This is a genomic window from Pseudomonas sp. LB3P93 (assembly GCF_054898025.1).
The window spans coordinates 2,879,265-2,898,359 of the sequence record NZ_CM142713.1 but is presented as its reverse complement, the minus strand read 5'-3'; the positions used below and the strand labels follow the sequence as shown (position 1 = coordinate 2,898,359).

At 62.5% G+C, this 19,095-nt stretch carries 18 protein-coding genes; 6 read left to right on the top strand and 12 right to left on the bottom strand.

Features of this window, described 5'->3' with window-relative positions:
• The first annotated feature begins 13 nt into the window (after positions 1–13).
• From ACYZT8_RS13170 to ACYZT8_RS13155, 4 genes are all read left to right on the top strand, one after another.
• A complete protein-coding gene (locus ACYZT8_RS13170) occupies positions 14–1,066 on the top strand; it encodes an extracellular solute-binding protein (RefSeq protein WP_461981729.1) in 1,053 nt (350 codons plus the stop codon).
• Positions 1,067–1,214: 148 nt separating this feature from the next.
• Positions 1,215–2,417 carry an amidohydrolase family protein gene (locus ACYZT8_RS13165; protein WP_461981727.1) on the top strand — a complete coding sequence of 401 codons (1,203 nt, stop codon included), beginning with the start codon at positions 1,215–1,217 and terminating at the stop codon, positions 2,415–2,417.
• A complete protein-coding gene (locus tag ACYZT8_RS13160) occupies positions 2,414–3,901 on the top strand; it encodes an amidohydrolase family protein (protein ID WP_461981725.1) in 1,488 nt (495 codons plus the stop codon). The genes ACYZT8_RS13165 and ACYZT8_RS13160 overlap by 4 nt, the downstream gene beginning before the upstream one ends.
• A 12-nt stretch (positions 3,902–3,913) precedes the next feature.
• Positions 3,914–4,576 (top strand): flavin reductase family protein, encoded by a 663-nt coding sequence (locus tag ACYZT8_RS13155; protein WP_461981723.1) that lies wholly within the window; start codon positions 3,914–3,916, stop codon positions 4,574–4,576.
• Positions 4,577–4,690: 114 nt separating this feature from the next.
• On the opposite strand, the gene ACYZT8_RS13150 is transcribed toward ACYZT8_RS13155, so the two are convergent.
• From ACYZT8_RS13150 to ACYZT8_RS13115, 8 genes are all read right to left on the bottom strand, one after another.
• Positions 4,691–5,350: a DUF799 domain-containing protein gene (locus tag ACYZT8_RS13150; protein ID WP_461958572.1), complete on the bottom strand. Its 660-nt coding sequence runs from the start codon at positions 5,348–5,350 to the stop codon at positions 4,691–4,693.
• Complete coding sequence (locus ACYZT8_RS13145) at positions 5,347–5,688, bottom strand: DUF4810 domain-containing protein (RefSeq protein WP_461982452.1); 342 nt, start codon at positions 5,686–5,688, stop codon at positions 5,347–5,349. Before ACYZT8_RS13145 ends, ACYZT8_RS13150 begins: the two co-directional genes overlap by 4 nt.
• A gap of 60 nt (positions 5,689–5,748) precedes the next feature.
• Entirely contained in the window at positions 5,749–6,423 is a 675-nt protein-coding gene (locus tag ACYZT8_RS13140) for a CsgG/HfaB family protein (RefSeq protein ID WP_461982450.1), read from the bottom strand.
• A 316-nt stretch (positions 6,424–6,739) separates the two neighbouring features.
• Positions 6,740–9,838 (bottom strand): error-prone DNA polymerase, encoded by a 3,099-nt coding sequence (locus ACYZT8_RS13135; protein ID WP_461981721.1) that lies wholly within the window; start codon positions 9,836–9,838, stop codon positions 6,740–6,742.
• A complete protein-coding gene (locus ACYZT8_RS13130) occupies positions 9,814–11,229 on the bottom strand; it encodes a Y-family DNA polymerase (RefSeq protein WP_461981719.1) in 1,416 nt (471 codons plus the stop codon). Before ACYZT8_RS13130 ends, ACYZT8_RS13135 begins: the two co-directional genes overlap by 25 nt.
• A 7-nt stretch (positions 11,230–11,236) precedes the next feature.
• Complete coding sequence (gene imuA, locus ACYZT8_RS13125) at positions 11,237–11,854, bottom strand: translesion DNA synthesis-associated protein ImuA (RefSeq protein ID WP_033061610.1); 618 nt, start codon at positions 11,852–11,854, stop codon at positions 11,237–11,239.
• Positions 11,854–12,471 carry a transcriptional repressor LexA gene (gene lexA / locus ACYZT8_RS13120; protein ID WP_461981716.1) on the bottom strand — a complete coding sequence of 206 codons (618 nt, stop codon included), beginning with the start codon at positions 12,469–12,471 and terminating at the stop codon, positions 11,854–11,856. Before lexA ends, imuA begins: the two co-directional genes overlap by 1 nt.
• A gap of 38 nt (positions 12,472–12,509) precedes the next feature.
• Positions 12,510–13,427 carry a LysR family transcriptional regulator gene (locus ACYZT8_RS13115; RefSeq protein WP_461981714.1) on the bottom strand — a complete coding sequence of 306 codons (918 nt, stop codon included), beginning with the start codon at positions 13,425–13,427 and terminating at the stop codon, positions 12,510–12,512.
• A gap of 103 nt (positions 13,428–13,530) precedes the next feature.
• Between ACYZT8_RS13115 and ACYZT8_RS13110 the strand changes: the two genes are divergently transcribed.
• Together ACYZT8_RS13110 and ACYZT8_RS13105 are read left to right on the top strand one after the other, a co-directional pair.
• Positions 13,531–15,273 (top strand): amidohydrolase, encoded by a 1,743-nt coding sequence (locus ACYZT8_RS13110; protein WP_461981712.1) that lies wholly within the window; start codon positions 13,531–13,533, stop codon positions 15,271–15,273.
• 108 nt (positions 15,274–15,381) lie between these two features.
• Positions 15,382–16,119: a TorF family putative porin gene (locus ACYZT8_RS13105; protein WP_461981710.1), complete on the top strand. Its 738-nt coding sequence runs from the start codon at positions 15,382–15,384 to the stop codon at positions 16,117–16,119.
• A 27-nt stretch (positions 16,120–16,146) separates the two neighbouring features.
• Here ACYZT8_RS13105 and ACYZT8_RS13100 read toward each other — a convergent pair whose 3' ends face one another.
• The 4 genes from ACYZT8_RS13100 to ACYZT8_RS13085 are packed head-to-tail and all read right to left on the bottom strand — an operon-like array spanning position 16,147 to position 19,020.
• Positions 16,147–16,434: a DUF971 domain-containing protein gene (locus ACYZT8_RS13100; RefSeq protein ID WP_461981708.1), complete on the bottom strand. Its 288-nt coding sequence runs from the start codon at positions 16,432–16,434 to the stop codon at positions 16,147–16,149.
• On the bottom strand, positions 16,431–17,393 hold the full coding sequence (locus tag ACYZT8_RS13095; protein ID WP_461981706.1) for a HEAT repeat domain-containing protein: 963 nt from the start codon (positions 17,391–17,393) through the stop codon (positions 16,431–16,433). Before ACYZT8_RS13095 ends, ACYZT8_RS13100 begins: the two co-directional genes overlap by 4 nt.
• Complete coding sequence (locus tag ACYZT8_RS13090; protein ID WP_461981704.1) at positions 17,390–18,238, bottom strand: ABC transporter ATP-binding protein; 849 nt, start codon at positions 18,236–18,238, stop codon at positions 17,390–17,392. Before ACYZT8_RS13090 ends, ACYZT8_RS13095 begins: the two co-directional genes overlap by 4 nt.
• Positions 18,238–19,020, bottom strand: a complete 783-nt coding sequence (locus tag ACYZT8_RS13085; RefSeq protein WP_461981702.1) for an ABC transporter permease — start codon at positions 19,018–19,020, stop codon at positions 18,238–18,240. Before ACYZT8_RS13085 ends, ACYZT8_RS13090 begins: the two co-directional genes overlap by 1 nt.
• Between the last annotated feature and the right edge of the window lie 75 nt (positions 19,021–19,095).

The window sequence follows — 19,095 nt, the reverse complement described above, 5'->3', positions numbered from 1 at the left end:
AGCGCACAAAAACATGAAAATGAAAAACATGTGTTTCGCCGTCACCGGTCTGGCCCTGAGCTGCTTCACCGCCCTCAGCGTCCAGGCTGCCGAACCGAAGGAATTGTTCTTCTACAACTGGACCGACTACTACCCGGTCGACCTGCTGGCCAAGTTCGAAAAGGAGACCGGAATCAAGGTCACCATGGACGGCTACGACAGCAACGAAACCCTGCTGGCCAAGTTGCAGGCCGGCGGCGCGGCGTATGACGTGATCGTGCCGTCGCAGTCGATCATGCGCACCTTGATCAACCAGAACTTGCTGCTGCAAATCGACGCCGCCGCCCTGCCCAACTTCCAGTACGTCAAACCGGCGTTCCGCGACCCGAGCTTCGACCCGGGCCGCAAATTCTCCGCGCCGTATTTGTGGGGCACCACCGGGTTCTCCTATGACAGCGCACGGGTGCCCGGCGGCAAACTCGATGACTCGTGGAAAGAGTTCTTCGAACCGCGCAAGGAGCTGCAAGGACAACTCGCTGCCCTCGACACTTCCAGCAGCGTGATCAACGCCGCCAGCCATTATTTGAATGTCGACGAATGCAGCGAAAACCCGCAGGACGCCAAGCGCATCCTCGAGCTGCTGCAAAAACAGAAACCGTTCCTGAAGATGTACAGCTCGGACAACACCGTCGACCGCATGGCCTCCGGTGAAGTGATCATGATGCAGAACTGGAACGGCTCGACCGCACGCGCCACGTTGCAGAAGAGCACCATCAAATACGTCTATCCGCGCGAAGGCCTGGCGATGTTCCAGGACAACTTCGCCGTGCCGAAAAGCGCGCCGCACCCCGGCAACGCGAAGATCTTCATCGACTGGATGATGAAACCGGAAAACGCCGCCGCTGTGTCCAACTCGATTGCCTACGCGAATGGCATCCAGAGCGACAAGTTGCTCGACGCCAAGTGGAAAGTCATGGACGCCATCAACATGCCCGACGAATTCGCCTCGCGTTTGCGGCCGGAGAAAGAGTGCAGCAACAAGGCGCGGGAGCTGCAGGATCGGGTTTGGTCGAAGCTTAAGGGCTGACGTTAGACCGAGTCGCGGCCATCGCGAGCAAGCTCGCTCCCACAGTGATTTGTGTTGATCACACTATTTGTGAACACCTGCGCCCCCTGTGGGAGCGAGCTTGCTCGCGATGAGGCCCGCCAAAACACCACCGAATCAGAGGTATGCAATGACTCAACCCCGCTGGCTACGCAACGTGCGGCCCTACGGTTCAACCGCCGAAGACCTGTTGATTGAGGACGGCCTGTTCAAACAGCGCCGTCCCGCCTCCGACGCGGCACTTACCGCCACCGACATCGACGGCCAACACCAGCTCCTCACCCCGGCTCTGGTCGAAAGCCACGTCCACCTCGACAAAACCCTCTGGGGCCAACCCTGGCGCCCGAACAGCGCCGGCCCGACGCTCAAGGACTACATCGCCAACGAGCGCCGCGTCCTGCGTGAAGTCGAGGCGCCCATTGCCCAACGCGCCGGTGCGCTGCTGGAAAACTGCATCGCCCGTGGCTCGCTGACCATGCGCTGCCACGTCGACATCGACATCGACCCGGAATTCGGCCTGTGTCATGTCGAGGCCATGCAACAACTGCGCGACACCTACCGCGACCTGATCGACCTGCAACTGGTGGTGTTCCCTCAAACCGGTCTGATCAGCCGTCCTGGTACCGCCGAACTGATGCGCGAAGCGATGGCGCTGGGCGTGGAAAACGTCGGTGGACTCGACCCGTGCGGCATCGACAACGACCCGGTCGCGCAACTCGACTTCGTGTTCAAGCTGGCCAGCGAATTCGACCGTGGCGTCGACATTCACCTGCACGACAAAGGTGAGTTGGGCCTGTGGCAAATCGCGTTGATCGCCGACTACACCGAGCGCTTCGGACGGCAAGGTCGAGTGATGATCAGTCACGCCTACTGCCTGGGGATGTTGCCGTGGAGTCAGGTCAAACCGGTGGCCGAACGCTTGGCAGCCTTGAAGATTTCGCTGATGAGTTCAGCACCAGCCGATTGCGCAGTGCCGCCGTTCCTCGCGTTGCGTGAAACAGGCGTGAATGTCTGCCTGGGCTCGGACGGCATTCGCGATGCCTGGTCACCGATGGGCAACGGCGACATGCTGGAACGGGCAATGCTGTTGGCGTTCCGTTTTGATTTGAACAAGGACGATGAGCTCGCGGCAGCGTTCGAAGCGGCCACGGTGAATGGTGCTCGGGCGCTGGGCCTTGAAGGGTATGGCGTGGAGATTGGCCGGCCGGCGGACTTCCTGCTGATGCCGGTGCAGACGTTGGGCGAAGCCGTGGTTTCACGCCCCGTGCGCCAGGTCTATCGCGCCGGTGAGCTAATCGCTACGGGCGGCCGTTTGCTGGACAGTCGCTTGTGAAACGCATCGGTCTGAAGGCCAGTTGCGTGGTCGGTTTCGACGGCACGCAGCATGTGCTGTGGCGCGACGGCGAAGTGGTGTTCGAAGGCTCGCGCATTGTGTTTGTCGGGCGTGATTATGCGGGGCCGGTGGATCAGTGGATCGACTACGGCAACGCGCTGATCGGCCCGGGCTTCATCGATCTGGATGCGCTGGGGGATCTGGATTCCACAGTACTGACGCTGGACAACGGCGATGAACGCGACATGGGCCGGATGTGGACCGAGGACTCTCTGGCGGCCGGTCCGCGCGAAAGTTTCAACCCCGACGAAGAAGTCTTCAAATACCGTTATGCCTTCACTCAATTGATCCGCAACGGCATCACCACCGCGATGCCGATCACCTCAATGTATTACCGCGAGTGGGCCGAAACCTACGACGAATTTGCTGCCGTGGCGGGCGTCGCTGCCGAGTTGGGGCTGCGGACTTACCTCGGCCCCTGCTACATGAGCGGCATGAGTTACTGGCGGGCCGACGGCACCCTCGGGCATCACTGGGATGAAGCGCGGGGAATGGCCGGGCTGGACGCGGCTGTGCGGTTTTTCCATGATTTCGAGGGTGCGCACGAGGGTTTGATTCGTGGCGCGTTGTTGCCGGATCGCATCCAGACCTGCACCCCGGCGCTGCTGCAACGCACCGCCGCGCTGAGTCGCGAACTGAACGCGCCGATGCGTCTGCATTGCTGCCAAGGGCTGGGTGAAGTGGCGATGGTCGAGCAACTGCGCGGTGTGTCGCCGCTGCGCTGGTTGCAGCAGTTGGACCTGCTGACCCCGCGCAGCCTGCTGCCTCATGGCATCTACACCAACGGTGATGACGACCTGCAACGTGTGGTGGATGGCGGCGCCAGTCTGGTGCATTGCCCGGTGGTGTTTGCCCGCGACGGCGAGGCGCTGAACTCGTTTGGTCGTTATCGGGCCAAGGGCATCAACTTCGCCCTGGGCACCGACACCTGGCCGGCGGATTTGCTGGAGAACATGCGCCAGGGCTTGCACATCGCCCGTTTGATGGAGGGCGGCAGCGCTCTGACCAGCACGCTGGACATGTACAACGCCGCCACGCTCGGCGGCGCCAAAGCCTTGGGTCGCGACGATCTTGGCCGTCTGGCAACCGGGGCCAAGGCCGACATCACGGTGTTCAGCCTGCGCGGCTTGCACCTGGGGCCGCTGTTCGACCCGCTGAAAAACCTGGTGCTGGCCGGTCGCGGTGACGATTGCATCGCCAGTTACATCGACGGCCGCTGCGTCATGCAGGACGGTCAGGTTCAGGGCATCGATTACCCCGCCCTGCAACGCCAGGCTCAACAACAATTCGAAAAACTGATGCGCAGCCACAGCGACCGGGCCTTTGGCCGACCGGACTGGAAAACCCTGTTCAAACCGGCCATTCCGTTCGCCGACGACTACAGCGCACACACGCCGCTGAGCGCAATCGATCCCCTTCTTTAGAGATGTCTGCCTATGCAAAGCTTTGACTTCAGCAAAATGAGTGCGCGGGACAAATACAAGATTCTGATCGGCAGCGTCGTGCCGCGGCCGATTGCACTGGTCACCACCATCGATGGCGAAGGCCGAATCAATGCCGCGCCGTTCAGCTTCTTCAATGCGCTGTCCGCCGACCCGCCGATCCTCGCGCTGGGCGTGGAGAACTACGGCGATCAAAGCCCCAAGGACACCACCCGCAACATCCAGCTCAATCAGGAATTCACCGTCAACATCGTCAGCGATGCGTTGGTGGAAGCGATGAATGTGTGCGCGGTGCCCTTCGCGCCTGGCTTCGATGAGCTGACGGCTGCGGGGCTGACTGCGATTCCCGGCACCACGGTCAAATGCCCGCGTATCGGCGAGGCGCCGGTGGCGTTGGAGTGTCGGCGGATGATGGCGCTGTCCATCGGGCAGTCGCGGGAGATTATCTTTGGCGAAGTGTTGATGGCGCACGTGCGGGACGAATTGATCGACCCGAAAACCTTGTACATCGATCAGCTGGGGCTGGATGCGATCGGGCGCATGGGTGGGCATGGCTATGCGCGAACCCGGGATTATTTTGATTTGCCGACGCGGTCATTGCAGGCGTGGACGGATGCGCCTGGGGGTGGGGAGCGGTTTTGGCCTGTTACCAAATGATCGTTCCCACGCTCTGCGTGGGAATGCAGCAAGGGACGCTCTGCGTCCCAACAGCGGACGCAGAGCGTCCGGGGATGCATTCCCACGCAGAGCGTGGGGACGATCGCACGGGGATCAGTCAGTACCGTATTTCGGCGAACGCGGCCCGTACAGCAAGCCCGCCGGTTGCCCGGCCGACAGCAGTCGCGCACTGGCCACACCGGCAATCGGGTGACCGGCGTCGGTGGAGCTGTTGATCACTTGCTTGACCGCCGCAGTAATCAGCATGCCCACCAAACCACCGCCTCCGTTGTTGCCGCCCTCTTCGCTCGAAGCCCTAGCCGAGCCGGTCCACAGGGTGGTGCCGCTCTTGAGGTCCACCAGTTTCGCGGTGGCGGTCACCACGGTTTCGCTGCTGATGATCATGTAGCGAGTGCCGTAGTCCGTCACGGTGATGTACAACGCCGCATCGGCACCGAAGATTTCCTGCAGCTTGTTGGCCGGTGCCTGGTGAATATCCGCCGGCGTGGTCAGGCCGTTCTGGCGGAATGTCTCATCGACCAGGGTGATCGGCAGCACGTAGTAACCGGCTTCCGCCAACGGGTACGTAACCTGCGACAACATGCTGTAGGACGCCTTGACGTCCGGCGAGTTGTTCAGCGGCGGCAGCACCAGAATGGTTTTCGGACGGGCCTGCTTGTACGCCGAATAGTCCACGGTCTTGGGGCTGACGCAGCCACCGAGCACGGCCAGCGCCAGCAGCCCGGCCAGCAGTTTCAATGAACGCGCGATCATTGGGTGTCTCCGGTCTTGGCGTTTTTAAGCAGAAAATCCATGTACGGCGTCGACTCGGGAAACAGGGTTTTCTCGGTCCTGAACTGCTGCACCATCTGATCATCCTTGCCCATGCTCAGGTACAACAGACCCAGGTGAGCGTGGTAGCCAGGCGGCGGCGTCTTGCCGGTGGACTTGATCTTCTGCAGGTCGCGTTCCAGCGCTTCGGCCTGAGCTTCCTTGGGTTCTTCACCCTTGAAGTACTCGTAGACCTCAGGCTGGTAGCTTTCCCACTGGTAAAGGGTTTTCGGGCCGGCGCAACCGGCCAACAGGCCACTGACCAGCAATGTCCACGCCATCAGCGCCCACGACACATACGTCTTGAACATGCTTTTACCGCTCCTTGTCATCAACCTTGATCAGTTACCCGGTTTCCATGCCCCGGCATTCATCCCGTCCACCAGACGATTGATCGCCTCGCGCATGGCCAGGTCGAGCACTTTGCCGTTGAGGGTCGAATCGTAGGCAGCGGTGCCGCCGAAGCCGATGACTTCACGGTTGGACAAGGCGTACTCGCCCGCGCCCTGAGTCGAATAAACCACTTCGGACGTGCTGATGTTGACGATGTTCAGGTTGACCTTGGCGTAGGCCACCTGGGTCTTGCCGCGACCGAGAATGCCGAACAGCTGGTGATCGCCGGTCTCTTTGCGGCCGAACTCGGTGACGTCACCGGTTACCACGAAGTCAGCACCCTTGAGGCGCTGGGACTGGCCCTTGATCGCGGCCTCCTGCTGGATCTCGCCCATGTTGTCGCGGTCCAGCACGCTGAAGCGGTTGGTTTGCTGCAAGTGAGTGATCAGGATGGTCTTGGCCTGACCGCCGAGGCGATCCACACCGTCGGAGAAGATCCCGCGCATGTAGCTCGAACGGTTGTCGAACTTGCCGACGGCCATTGGCACGCGAACACCGTTATAAACCACGCTGGCGCTTTCGACTTTTACGATCGGCAAGGCGCGCGAGCTTTCGGTCGCACACCCGGTCATCGCGCCCAAGAGGGCAATCGCTGCCGCCGATACCAACATCCGAGAGATCATTCTCACTGTGCATTCCTTCTGAAAAAACGGTTTATCCCGGCACGGCCATAGCCAACCGCTGCGGGTTGCAGCGGCGAAAAAGCGAGGGGGAATCAAATCGACAATCGACGTGCGGGACGTCGGCGGCCGGCATTATGCCAAAGTGCCATCACCGAAGACAGTATTTAATTTATTTTGGCGTCAATGCATTGGCTGACGCGATCGTTCCTACGCTCCGCGTGGGAATGCAGCCACGGACGCTCCGCGTCCCCGCTGTGACGCAGAGCGTCACGGGAGGCATTCCCACGCGGAGCGTGGGAACGATCAGTAGTTGAGATCAGCGGAAATCCCGGCTGCGTACGCTGATACCATCCAGCAAGGGGCTCAGGTCGCTCAAGCGTCCGGCAATCAGGTGCCGCACCTCGCCTTCCTTTTCCCAGCGGCCATCGACTTTGAGCAATTGCGAGCCGACCAATACCTGGCGTTGTCGGTCGGCGAGGTCGCGCCAGACGATGACGTTGATGTTGCCAAACTCATCTTCGAGGGTGACGAAGGTCACGCCGCTGGCAGTGCCCGGGCGTTGCCGACCGGTGACCAGCCCGGCGACGCTGACCGGTCGCCCGTGTTCGACCTCCATCAGTTCTTTCGAGCTGCGGCAACGTCGGGCTTTCAACTCACCGCGCAGCAACGCCAGCGGATGCGGACCGAGGGTGGTGCCGACACTGTTGTAGTCCGCCAGCAAGTCCTCGCCCACGGTGGGTTTGGGCAGATAGATCGCCGGTTCTTCCTGACTCGGCAGGCCGGCAAACAAACCGAGCTGCTTGTGCACCCCTGCCACTTCCCAGCGTGCCCGATGACGGTCACCGGCCAGGCCACGCAGCGCACCGGCATCGGCCAGTTGCTCCTGGGCACGGGCGTCGAGTCGCGCGCGCTCGCCCAGGTCGGCGATGTCGACAAATATCCCCTTCGCCCTCGCCGCTTCGATACTCCGGGCATCGTCCTCGCGAAAGCCCTTGATCATCCGCAATCCCATGCGAATCGCCGGTTGCGCGCCGGTAATCGGCTCCAGGCTGCAATCCCAGTCACTGGCGCGTACGTCCACCGGGCGAATCTGCAAATGATGCCGGCGTGCGTCCTGCAGAATCTGGTCCGGGCTGTAGAAACCCATGGGCCAGCTATTGATCAGCGCACAGGCGAAGGCCGCCGGCTCATGGCATTTCAACCAGCAACTGGCGTAGGTCAGCAAGGCGAAACTGGCGGCGTGGGACTCGGGAAAACCGTAGCTGCCAAAGCCCTTGATCTGTTCGAAGATCTGCGCGGCGAACTCGGCGGTGTAGCCGTTTTTTTTCATTCCTGCGGCCAACCGATCCTTGTGCGGTTCCAGTCCGCCGTGGCGTTTCCAGGCGGCCATGGAGCGACGCAACTGGTCGGCCTCGCCGGGGCTGTAGTCGGCAGCGACAATCGCAATCTGCATCACCTGTTCCTGGAACAGCGGCACACCGAGGGTGCGTTTGAGTACGACTTCCAGTTCCGGTGAGGGATAGGTTTCGGGCTCTTCCTTGTTCCGGCGGCGCAGATACGGGTGCACCATCCCGCCCTGAATCGGCCCCGGACGGACGATGGCCACCTCAATCACCAGGTCGTAAAACTTGCGGGGCTTGAGCCTCGGCAGCATCGACATCTGCGCCCGGGATTCGATCTGGAACACGCCGATGGTGTCGGCACGGCCGATCATGTCATAGGTCAGCGAGTCTTCGGACGGGATCGTCGCCAGGCTCAAGTCCTGATTGCGATGACGGCGCAGCAGATCAAAACAACGGCGGATCGCGCTGAGCATGCCCAACGCCAGAATATCCACCTTGAGCAGACCCACCGCATCGAGATCGTCCTTGTCCCACTGAATGATGGTGCGCTCGGCCATGGCGGCGTTTTCCACCGGCACCAGACTGTCCAGCGGCTGCTCGGAAATCACGAAACCGCCAGGGTGCTGGGACAGGTGACGAGGGAAACCGATCAGTTGCCCGGTCAAACTCAGCACCCGGCGCAGCACCGGGCTCTCGGGGTCGAACCCGCCTTCAAGCAGGCGTTCCACGGGGGGCGTTGCATCGCTCCAGTGGCCACAGCAATCGGCCAGGGCGTTGATCTGATCCGGCGGCAACCCCAAGGCCTTGGCCACATCACGCACCGCGCCGGCCGCGTGATAGGTGCTGACCACCGCCGTGAGCGCGGCGCGGGTCCGGCCATAGCGCTGGAACACGTACTGCAAGACTTCTTCGCGACGTTCGTGTTCGAAATCGACATCGATATCCGGCGGTTCATTGCGCTCTTTGGAGAGAAAACGTTCGAACAACAGCGTGGTGCGATCCGGGTCGATTTCCGTGATGCCCAAGGCAAAACACACCGCCGAGTTCGCGGCAGAACCACGGCCCTGACAGAGGATTTGTTGCGCACGGGCGAACCGCACAATGTCGTGAACCGTAAGGAAGTAGCTTTCATAGCCCAGCTCGGCGATCAGCTCCAGCTCCTTGTCGATCTGCACCAGCACCTTGGCTTGCGGACCTTTTGGCCAGCGCCACGCGATCCCCTCGTCGGTCAGATGGCGCAGCCAGGAGGTGGCCGTCTGGCCTTCCGGCACCAATTCGCGGGGATACTGATAACGCAACTGGCCGAGGTCGAAAGTACAGCGCCGGGCAATGGTCAGCGTTTCATCGAGCAGTGCTTGCGGGTAGATCGATTGCAGGGCATCGAGGCTGCGCACATGCCGCTCGCCGTTCGGGTGCAGCCGTAACCCGGCCTCGGCCACCGGCAGGTGATGGCGGATCGCGGTCATGGTGTCCTGCAAGGCGCGCCGCCCACGGCTGTGCATGTGCACATCGCCACTGGCCACCGCGGGGATCCGCAGTTCCCGCGCCAGGGTCAGCAATGCGTCCAGTCGCCGGGTGTCGTCCTGACTGCGATGCAACTGCACCGCCAGCCACAGGCAATCGTTGAACGTCTGTTTCAGCCAGTGGCCGTTGGCAAAATCATCGACCGCATCCGGCACCCACAACGCCAACAGCCCCGGCATCGGTTCGCTGAAGTCCTCACGCAGCACCTGGTACTGGCCTTTCTGCGTACGGCGCCGCGCTCGGGTAATCAGCCGGCACAGGGTCTGGTAACCCTCAAGGTTTTCCACCAGCAGCACCAGTTTCGGACCGTCCTCGATGCGTATTTCGCTGCCGATGATCAGCGGCAGCTCCACCGACTTGGCCGCTTGCCAGGCGCGGACGATGCCGGCCAATGTGCATTCATCGGTGATCGCCAGCGCGTGATAGCCGTGCTTTTTCGCCCGCTGAAACAACTCGAGGGCACTGGACGCACCGCGCTGGAAACTGAAGTTCGACAGGCAGTGCAGCTCCGCATACTCGACGCTCATGCGAACCAGCCTTGCAGCCACAGCGGGCCGCCCTCACCCACCGCACGGTAGGCCCAGCCCTGCTGGCCAGAACGGGTTTCGATCAGGTAGTAATCGCGGCGCACGTCGTCGCCATCCCACCAGCCGGACTCAATGCGCTCCGGCCCCATGAGGATCCGCGTCGAGCCTTCGTGTACGGCCTGCGGCTCCGTCAGCAACCATCCCGGACGCTGCACGCCTGCCAACCCTGCGCAGAGTTGGCTGTCGGCCCGTGCCTGCCACGTGCACTCTGGCCGGTGATCGGCCTGAAAGCCCAAGCCATGCACCGCCTCATCCCCAAGCCGCGCGCGCAGGCGTTCGCGCAGTTGCTCCCAGGGCAAGGACTGCTGCGGACGGTCGTCGAACAGTTCCTGACGCTGCGGGACGAAGCTCGGCAGGTCTTCGGCGCGCAGCCGAAAACCGCGCACCGGGGCCTCGACCTGGACCTGTTCCAGCCGCCCCCGGGCCAGTTCGAAGAGCATCGCCGGATCGCGCTCGGCGCTGAGCAGGCCGACCTTGATCACCGTGTCCGGCAAACCAGCGTGTTCCAGGTGCAGGTCGAAACGCTGCACGCCACTGTCGCGACCGCAGAGGAAGGCCGACAGATCGCCGGTCAAGCGCCGTAATGGAAACAGCAGCGCCTGATGGGACTGCACATCGAAATTGAGTTCGATGCGCACATCAAACCGGTCCGGCGGCAGGTAGAACGCCAGCGCCAGTCGCCGCTCACCGAACAGCGCATCCAGATGCTTGAGCACCTGCGCCTCGAATCGTCGCGCCAGGCTATTGCGCGGCAACGCCTGCACCTGACTCAAGGTGCGCAACCCCATGCGCGACAACGCCGTGGCCACCGCCGGCTCCAGGGCAACCCGGTCGACGGGCAACTGCCCCAGGTGATAGCGCAAGGCTTGATCGTCCGGCACCACCAGACCGTCATACACGTTGGCCAACACCCGCGCGGCCACCGGGTTGGGCGCGGCAACGATCCGATGACGAAAGCCCAGTTCGCCGAGCTCGGCACGCAACCGCGCCTCAAACTGCGGCCAGGGCCCGAACAACCCCAGGCTCGATTCGATTTCAAACACCACGGCACGCGGGTAATGCACGCTGACCTGAGAGCTGAAGCGATAGGCCCATGCCGCCAGGAACTGCTGCCAGTGTTCGATCTCGGCGACGTCGTATTCGGCCGTGACAAAGCCTTTGCTCAAGGCTTGCGCAGCGGTCATCGACTGGCCCGGACGCAAGCCCAGCGCCCGCGCCGGAGCGTTGACCGCTTGCAACACCCGACGTTGCGCCGGGCCGGTCAGCAGCGCCAACGGTTCATCGGGATCGGGGCGCTGACGCAGTACCGCGTCCAGCGCCAATTGCGGGAAGAGAATGCACACCCAGCGCATGGCAACCTCAATGCCCCACGGGAAAGGCAATCGGCGCCGAACGCGCCAACCCGCCCCGACACTTGAGCACGCGCAACTGTGCAGGCCTGGCATCGATGGCGATGCGCAGAGCCGCGGGCGAAGGGTTGATGGCTTCGTTGATCGAGCGATAGGCGAACGCCAGGGTCGAGCCGGTTTCGGCCGCCACCTGCAAGCGCCGCAGCGCCCGGTCATCGGCCTTGTGCGGCCAGCACAGCACTGCACCGCAACTGCCCGAACGCAGGCATTGTTCCGCTGCCCACAGTGCATCGCGCTCGCTGGCCTGGATGATCGACAACTGGCGCAGATCGACCCCGGCGTTCTGCCACGCCTGGGGATACGGCACGTAAGGCGGCGCCACCAGCACAATGCGTTCGCCCGCCGCCGACAGCCGCGCCAGCGCCGGCCACACCAGTTGCAATTCGCCAACGCCCTGCCCGGCCAGGAGGATTTCAGTCAGTGCCGCTTCCGGCCAACCGCCGGTGGGCAACGCCGCATCCAGCGCAGCATGCCCGGTGGGTTGCGGGCTGACAGCCGGTGGCGCAGGCCGGCCCTTCCAGACCTGGCCGCCATTGAACAGTGTGTCCAGCGCAACGACGGCGCCCATCACCCTTGCCTCACCAGACCGCAGAACACCCCTTCGATGGCCAGGTCCTGACTGGCCTCGACGATGATCGGCTTATAGGCCGGGTTGCGTGGCAGCAACCGGACAAGGTCGCCGACCCGCTCGAAACGCTTGATGGTGACTTCGCCGTCGAGCCGCGCCACCACGATCTGGCCGTTGAAAGCCTCGGGATTGCGGTGCACTCCCACCAGATCGCCGTCGAGAATGCCGTCCTCGATCATCGAATCCCCCTGGACTCGCAGCATGTAGTCCGGCGCCCGCGAGAAGATCGACGGATCGAGCAGCAAACGGCTGTGCACCTCGGCATCGGCACCGATCGGCGCACCCGCCGCGACCCGACCGAGTACCGGGATGTCCAGCAACTCAGGTCGCGCCGGTTGCCCGAGCAAACGAATGCCCCGGGCCTGATGCGCATTGACCTCGATAAAACCGGCCTCGGTCAGCGCCAGCACATGCTTGCGCGCCACGCTGCGGGAGGCGAAACCAAACGCCTCGCTGATTTCAGCGAGGCTCGGGGACTGACCGTGCTCCGCGATTCGATCGCGGATAAAGGTCAGGATGGCAGTACGGCGGGGGGTTAAAGTCGTCATGGAGTACATTTGTACTCTTTCGGCATTTTCCTGGCAAGGACCACCAGTCAGTTCAAGCCACGAGACGCCAGAAACCCTGCGATGTAATCGATGAAAGCCAGCACTTTGGCGGTGGCCCGTCGATGACTGGGGTACACCGCCAGGATGTACGAGCCGAAGCTGTCCGGATCGATGTCGTAATCGGCCATCACCCGCACCAACCGGCCATCCGCCAGATACAGCGCGGCACTCCACAACGGCGTGTGCAGCAAGCCGCGGCCGGCCAGCGCGTTGGCCAGCAGCAGGTCGTAATTGTCGCTGCGCAACCGTGGCGACTGCGGTTGCGGCAGGCTCAGACGCTGGCCGTCGCGCTCGGCCCACCAGAATTCGCGGCTGAGCAACGGATGCCGATAGAGCAACCATTCGTGGTCATCGAGGGTGTGCGGCGTCACCGCCACCGCCTTGCGCGCCAGATACGCCGGGCTGGCGCACAAGGCCAGACGATTGCTGCCGACGACGCGGGCAATCAACCCTGGCAAGTCGTCATGCCCCTCGCGCAACGCCAGGTCGTAGCCGCTTTCCAGCAGATTGACGAACTCATCGCACAGGTCCACTTGCAGGTTGATCTGCGGGTATTGCTCCAGAAAACCGCCGCACACCTGATCGAGAAAAGCCTGCCCGTACGCCAGCGGCGCGGTGATTTTCAGGTTGCCGCGCAGGCCATGCTGCAACTGCTCGATCTCCTCACCTGCCTCCTCCAGCCGCTGCAAGACCTGGCGCGCGGTTTCCAGATAAAGACGCCCCGATTCGGTCAGCAAAATCCGCCGGGTGCTGCGCTCGAACAACCGGGCGCCGAGCTCCGCTTCGAGGTGATTGACCGCTTTGGTCAGGGCCGACGGGGTCTTGCCCAATTGCTCGGCGGCGCGACTGAAACTGCCCAGTTGCGCCGTGACCACGAACATTTTCAACGCACCCAACTTGTCCATTCTTTTTCCATTCAGGCAAAAACGTTTTTCGTGAGCAAGGCGTTCTGCTTGCCGTGACAAGCCACTAATCTGGCCATCAGACGCAATAACAAGGAAACATTCAATGAAAAGATTCATCCCGAATCTATTGATGGCCGCAGTCAGTTTTGCCTCGATGGAAGCCATGGCCGCCGCCGATCTGGTGCTGATCAATGGCAAGATTTTCACCGCCGACCGCGCCCAACCGAAGGTGCAGGCGTTGGCGGTACAGGACGGCAAAGTGCTGCAAGTCGGCAGCGATGCGCAGATCAAGGCCCTGATCGACTCGGGCACCCAAGTCGTCGACCTCGGCGGAAAAGCCCTGATGCCCGGCCTGATCGACAGCCATTCCCACGCGGTTTTCGGCGGCCTGGAAATGGTCTCGGCCAATATGGAAGACGAGGTGGTCGACCTCGACGAACTGGAAAAACGCCTCAAAGCCTGGCGCGATGACGGCAAGGCCAAGCATGGCGATGTGTTGAGCGTGGCCGGCATGAGTTCGACTTACTGGGCCCAGGCCGAAGCCTTTGGCAAGCAATTCAACAGCGGCGAATGGGCCAATGTGCCCGTGGTGTTCACCGGCAGCGATCACCACACCGCGTGGGCCAACAACGTGATGCTGGAGCGCGCGGGCATTGATGCAGCGCTGCTGAAAAATCTGCCGGACGCGGAAAAAGACACCATCGGCAAACTCGCCGATGGCCGCCCCAACGGTTTCCTGGTGGACGCCGGTTGGGATCGCGTCGCCTCGAAAATGCCGGTGCCGAGCCCCGCCGCCATGTTGAAAGCCGCGCAGTCTGCCGTGCGTTACAACAACAGCCTGGGCATCACCGCGTGGATGGACCCCGCCGCCAACGCCGCGCCCGGCGAGCCGGTGTTCGCGCTCAAACCCACGGAAAAAACCGTCGGCGTATTGCCGGTGTACAAAGCGCTGTCCGAAACCGGCGGCATGAGCGCCCACGTCGCCGCATTGTTGGTGGCCAACCCGAAAAGCGTGCCGGCCGATCTCGACACCCTGGACAAGGTCCGCCAGCAATTCCAGGGCATCCCCAACCTGACCTTGCCCGGTATCAAGATCTTCGCCGACGGCGTGATCGAATACCCGGCGCAGAGCGCAGCGATGATCGATCCGTACAGCAACTCGCACAAACAGGGTGAGTTGCTGATCGATCCGAAGCATTTCGGTGAATTGGTCAGCGCCATCGATCAGCGTGGCTGGCTGGTGCATATCCATGCCATCGGCGACCGCGCGGTGCGTGAATCGTTGAACGGCATCGCCCAGGCGCGCAAGGATCGCCAGAGCGGCGTGACCCACTCGATCACCCACCTGCAAATGGTCAACCCGAAAGAGTTTGCGCGGTTCAAACCGCTCAACGTCATCGCCTCGATGCAATTGCTGTGGGCCAGCGCCGACGAGTACACCCTGGACATGATCAAGCCGTATGTCAGCGCGCTCGCCTTCCGCTATCAGTACCCCGCGCATTCGTTGCTCAAACAGGGCGCGGCCCTCGCCGGTGCGAGTGACTGGCCGGTGTCCTCGCCCAATCCGTGGAACGCGATGGCCCAGGCGATCACTCGGAACGGCCCGCTGGGCGTGCTCAATGCCGATGAACGCATCGACCGCGAAACGATGTTTTACGCCTACACCTTGAACGCTGCGCGCACCATCGGTCTGGAGAAGCAGATCGGCTCACTGAGCCCCGGCAAGCAGGCTGACTTCATCGTGCTGGACCGTGACGTGTTCACCGTCGATAACAAAGCCCTGCACGACACCCAGGTGCTGCAAACCTGGTTCGCCGGCCGCGAAGTCTACGCACCGACTCTCTAAGAAAAATCAGCTTTAACCCCTGCCCGTCCCTCGCGTTTTACGCCGGGGTTCGGCGCAGCCTTGCCGTAAAAAACTGCCCATAACAATCACAATATCGGGACGCTACCCATGAAAGCTTTCACCCTGTTCGCCCTCGGTTCCTTGAGTCTGCTGCCCTTGAGCAGCCAGGCCCTGCCCTTGAATGACGACTTCGCCCTGCTGGTCGATCTGACCCTGGCCAGCGACTACCGCACTCGCGGCATTTCCCAAACCCAGAACGACCCTGCCGTGCAGGCCGGTTTGACCCTGGCGCACAGCAGCGGCCTGTACCTCGGGGCATGGAGTTCAAACGTCGATTTCGGCGGTGGTTTGAAAACCCGGCAAGAGATCGACTACTACGCCGGCTGGCTCTGGCAAGCGACCGATGCGGTCAGCCTGGACCTCGGCTATCTCAAATACGCTTACCCCAAGGAAAGTCAGTTCAACCAGGGCGAGACCTACGCAATCCTCAGCGCTTACGGCGTGAAACTCGCGGCCTATTACTCCGCCGATGCGCCGGGCATCGACAGCAAGCAGAGCTCGCTGTACAGCTACGTTGGCTATGAAACCGAGTTGCCTTACGGCACAGGCCTGAAGCTGCGCTACGGCAACATGGATTTCAAGGACCCGCACCTGTACGCGATGTCGGGCCATGCCGAAGACTCGTACCGCGAATGGGAGGTGAAACTGACCCATGAACTGGCCGGTGTGATGCTGGGCTTGAGTTACATCGACACTGACCTGTCGAAAAGCCAGTGCGCCAGCAACTGGGGCTTCGACGATGTGTGCAGCGCCACGGTAGTGGCGAGCATCAGCAAATCCTTCTGACCCCCACTGCCCGCTCCCACAGGGTATTCAGTCGTTCTCAAGGGTGAGTTGTGCCAGGTAGGGCCACGGGTAGATACCGCGTTCATGACCGTCGCTGAAGATCAGTTGCAGGCCGTAGCCCTGTTGGTTGAGTTCAATCACGCGGATGCGCTCGTCGACTTTCACCGTCAGCCCCTGCAACCGAAACGCCCGGCACTGCGAACACGGACACTGGCGGCGCAACTCAACATGATCCAGCAGTTGCTCGCGCCCGTCCGGCCAGTTCAATCGCAACTGCTGTTTATTCTGGGAATTGCCAATCGCCACCGGGTTCATTGCAGCTGACTCAGGGCAATGCGCACGGCTTTGCGCACTTCCGGGTCGCCGTCGTCTTGGGCGGCCTGCAAGGGTGCGATGGCGCCTTTATCGTTCAGTTCGCCGAGGGCCAATGCGGCTTCCTTGCGCAGGTTGCTGATGCGGTGGCCGAGGGTTTCGATCAGCGCGTCGAGAGCCGGGGCGAAACGCAAGCGGCCGAGGCTGCGGGTGGCGCGCAGGCGGACTTGCCAGTAATCGTCGCTCAAGGCGTCGACCAGAGCGGAACCGGCATCAACGTGACCGACCTTGCCCAAGGTGGTGGCGGCTTCTTCGCGCACTTGCCAGGCGTGGTCCTGCAAGGCCTGACGTAGCGCGGGCAGCACTTGCGCATCGGAGGCCAGACCGAGGGCACCGGTGGCGGCGCGGCGGACTTCGGTGTCCGGGTCGTGACTCGCCAGCTTCGCCAACGCCGGCAATGCATCGAGCTGTTTGAGCCAGCCAAGGACGCCGACGGCTTCGCGACGAACACCGGCGTCTTCATCGTTCAAGGCGCCTGTAGCAGCCGCGGCGGCATCGGGAAAGCGCAATTCGCGCAAGGCCCTGAACGCGGCGATACGCACGCTGATGTCGGCATGCCCGGTCCACGGCAGAATCACTCGGCCCGCCGCCTCACTCTTGAGCAGGCTGAGGCTTTGCGCGGCGGCAGCCTGCACCGCCGATGATGGATCGGTCAGGGCCTGGCACAGCGCTTCGACCACAGGTTCGTCTTCCCAGGCTTCGAGCAAGCGTGCGGCTTCGGCGCGGACTTCTTCGGTCGGGTCTTCAGCCAGGCGATTGACCAGCCACAGCAGGCCATCCGGTTCTTCGAGGTCGGCCAGTTCAATCAGCGCGATCCGGCGCACGCCAGGATCGTCGTCGGTCAGGCGCGGTTGCAGGGCAAGAATGTCGTCGTTGTCGGTTACATCGAATAGAGAGGTCATAGGGCAAATCGCGGCAGTTTGTTTTCAGGGGGAAGTCCGAGAGGGTTCAGGCGCGGTAACTGCCGACCGTCTTCGTGACGCAGTAATTCGAGGCAATGACGCTTCAAGCGGGAGAACTCGTGACTGGTGACCAGTTCGGTGGTGCGCGGCCGGGGGAAGTCGAGGCGCAGGTCTTCGATGATTCGACCGGGACGCGAGCTCATGACCAACAGGCGATCGGCGAGGAACAGCGCTTCGTCGATGTCGTGGGTGACGAACACCACGGTGGTGCGAATCCGCGTCCAGATGTCCAGCAGCAGTTCCTGCATGTTCAGCCGGGTCAGCGCATCGAGGGCACCGAAGGGTTCGTCCATCAGCAACAGGCGCGGGCGGTTGATCAGCACCCGGGCAATCTCCACCCGTTGCTGCATGCCGCCAGAGAGCTGGTCGGGCCAGCGATCGGCGAAGCCTTCCAGCCCTACCAGTGCAAGGATTTCATCGGCGGCTTTGTGGCGCTCGGTTTTGCCGATGCCGCGCATTTTCAGGCCGAAGGCGACGTTGTCGCGCACGGTGCGCCAAGGGAATAGTGTGTGGTGCTGGAAGACCATGCCGCGCTGCGGTGATGGACCCGAAACCTGCGTCCCGTCGACTTTCAGGGTGCCGAAGCTCGGTTGCAGGTGCCCGGCCAGTGCGCCGAGCAAGGTCGATTTACCGCACCCGGACGGCCCGAGAATGCACACGAATTGCCCCGGTTCGATCTGGCAATCGAGGCCTTGCACGGCTTCGAAGGCTTGCTGGTCTTCGCCGAGGACGATGGACAGCTGGCGGATGTCGATCCGCCCTTCAGGGGTTTGCATCACGCTCATCAGGCTTTTCCTCGTGGTCGGTGCCACGGCGTGAACAGCCCGCCGAGACGTTTGATCAGCAGGCTGCTGCCCATGCCGAGTACGCCGATCAGCAACATGCCGACGACGATGTCGGCGTAGTTCTGGATGGTGTAGGACTCCCAGGTGTAATAGCCGATGCCGTATTGGCCGGAGATCATTTCCGCAGTCACCAGGCAGAACCACGAGGTGCCCATGCCGATGGCGAGGCCGGTGATGATGCTCGGCGCGGCGCCCGGCAGGATCACCTCCAGCAGAATCGCCCGACGCCCTGCCCCGAGGCTTTTGGCTGAGGCGATCAGGCGTGGGTCGACGCCTTCGACGCCGTGCACGGTGTTGAGCAGGATCGGGAACAGCGCGCCGGTGAAGGTGATGAAGACCATCGACAGTTCCGAGGACGGGAACATCAGGATGGCCAGGGGAATCCAGGCGACGGCGGGGATCGGGCGCAGGACTTCCAGGGGTGGCAGCAGTAAATCTTCGGCCCATTTCGAGCGACCGATGGCCAGGCCCAAAGCGATGCCGATGACCAGCGCCGCGAGGTAACCGGCGAAGACCCGGCTCAGGCTGCTGCCGAGGTGCTGGGCGAGCTTGCCGGAATCGCCGAGGCCGAGGGCGGCTTCAATGACGGCCACCGGCGTCGGGACGTTGGCGAAGGTCACCAGGCCGAGGTTCCAGTGGTGGCTAGCGGCGAGTTGCCAGAATAGAAGGCAGAGCAGCAGCGAGGCGGCTCTTGGAATCCAGCGTGTTATGGATCGGGACATAAATCTTCCTCTCAACCGAAACCCTGTGGGAGCGGGCTTGCCCGCGATTGCGGTGTGTCAGTCGACATTGATATC

Excerpts from the sequence above, each read along its gene's own strand:
- ACYZT8_RS13170 (WP_461981729.1), top strand. The coding sequence starts at position 14 with ATGAAAATGAAAAACATGTGTTTCGCCGTCACCGGTCTGGCCCTGAGC.
- ACYZT8_RS13165 (WP_461981727.1), top strand. The coding sequence starts at position 1,215 with ATGACTCAACCCCGCTGGCTACGCAACGTGCGGCCCTACGGTTCAACC.
- ACYZT8_RS13155 (WP_461981723.1), top strand. The coding sequence starts at position 3,914 with ATGCAAAGCTTTGACTTCAGCAAAATGAGTGCGCGGGACAAATACAAG.
- ACYZT8_RS13150 (WP_461958572.1), bottom strand. The coding sequence starts at position 5,350 with ATGATCGCGCGTTCATTGAAACTGCTGGCCGGGCTGCTGGCGCTGGCC.
- ACYZT8_RS13145 (WP_461982452.1), bottom strand. The coding sequence starts at position 5,688 with ATGGCGTGGACATTGCTGGTCAGTGGCCTGTTGGCCGGTTGCGCCGGC.
- ACYZT8_RS13140 (WP_461982450.1), bottom strand. The coding sequence starts at position 6,423 with ATGATCTCTCGGATGTTGGTATCGGCGGCAGCGATTGCCCTCTTGGGC.
- ACYZT8_RS13130 (WP_461981719.1), bottom strand. The coding sequence starts at position 11,229 with ATGCGCTGGGTGTGCATTCTCTTCCCGCAATTGGCGCTGGACGCGGTA.
- imuA (WP_033061610.1), bottom strand. The coding sequence starts at position 11,854 with ATGGGCGCCGTCGTTGCGCTGGACACACTGTTCAATGGCGGCCAGGTC.
- lexA (WP_461981716.1), bottom strand. The coding sequence starts at position 12,471 with ATGTACTCCATGACGACTTTAACCCCCCGCCGTACTGCCATCCTGACC.
- ACYZT8_RS13115 (WP_461981714.1), bottom strand. The coding sequence starts at position 13,427 with ATGGACAAGTTGGGTGCGTTGAAAATGTTCGTGGTCACGGCGCAACTG.
- ACYZT8_RS13110 (WP_461981712.1), top strand. The coding sequence starts at position 13,531 with ATGAAAAGATTCATCCCGAATCTATTGATGGCCGCAGTCAGTTTTGCC.
- ACYZT8_RS13105 (WP_461981710.1), top strand. The coding sequence starts at position 15,382 with ATGAAAGCTTTCACCCTGTTCGCCCTCGGTTCCTTGAGTCTGCTGCCC.
- ACYZT8_RS13100 (WP_461981708.1), bottom strand. The coding sequence starts at position 16,434 with ATGAACCCGGTGGCGATTGGCAATTCCCAGAATAAACAGCAGTTGCGA.
- ACYZT8_RS13095 (WP_461981706.1), bottom strand. The coding sequence starts at position 17,393 with ATGACCTCTCTATTCGATGTAACCGACAACGACGACATTCTTGCCCTG.
- ACYZT8_RS13090 (WP_461981704.1), bottom strand. The coding sequence starts at position 18,238 with ATGAGCGTGATGCAAACCCCTGAAGGGCGGATCGACATCCGCCAGCTG.
- ACYZT8_RS13085 (WP_461981702.1), bottom strand. The coding sequence starts at position 19,020 with ATGTCCCGATCCATAACACGCTGGATTCCAAGAGCCGCCTCGCTGCTG.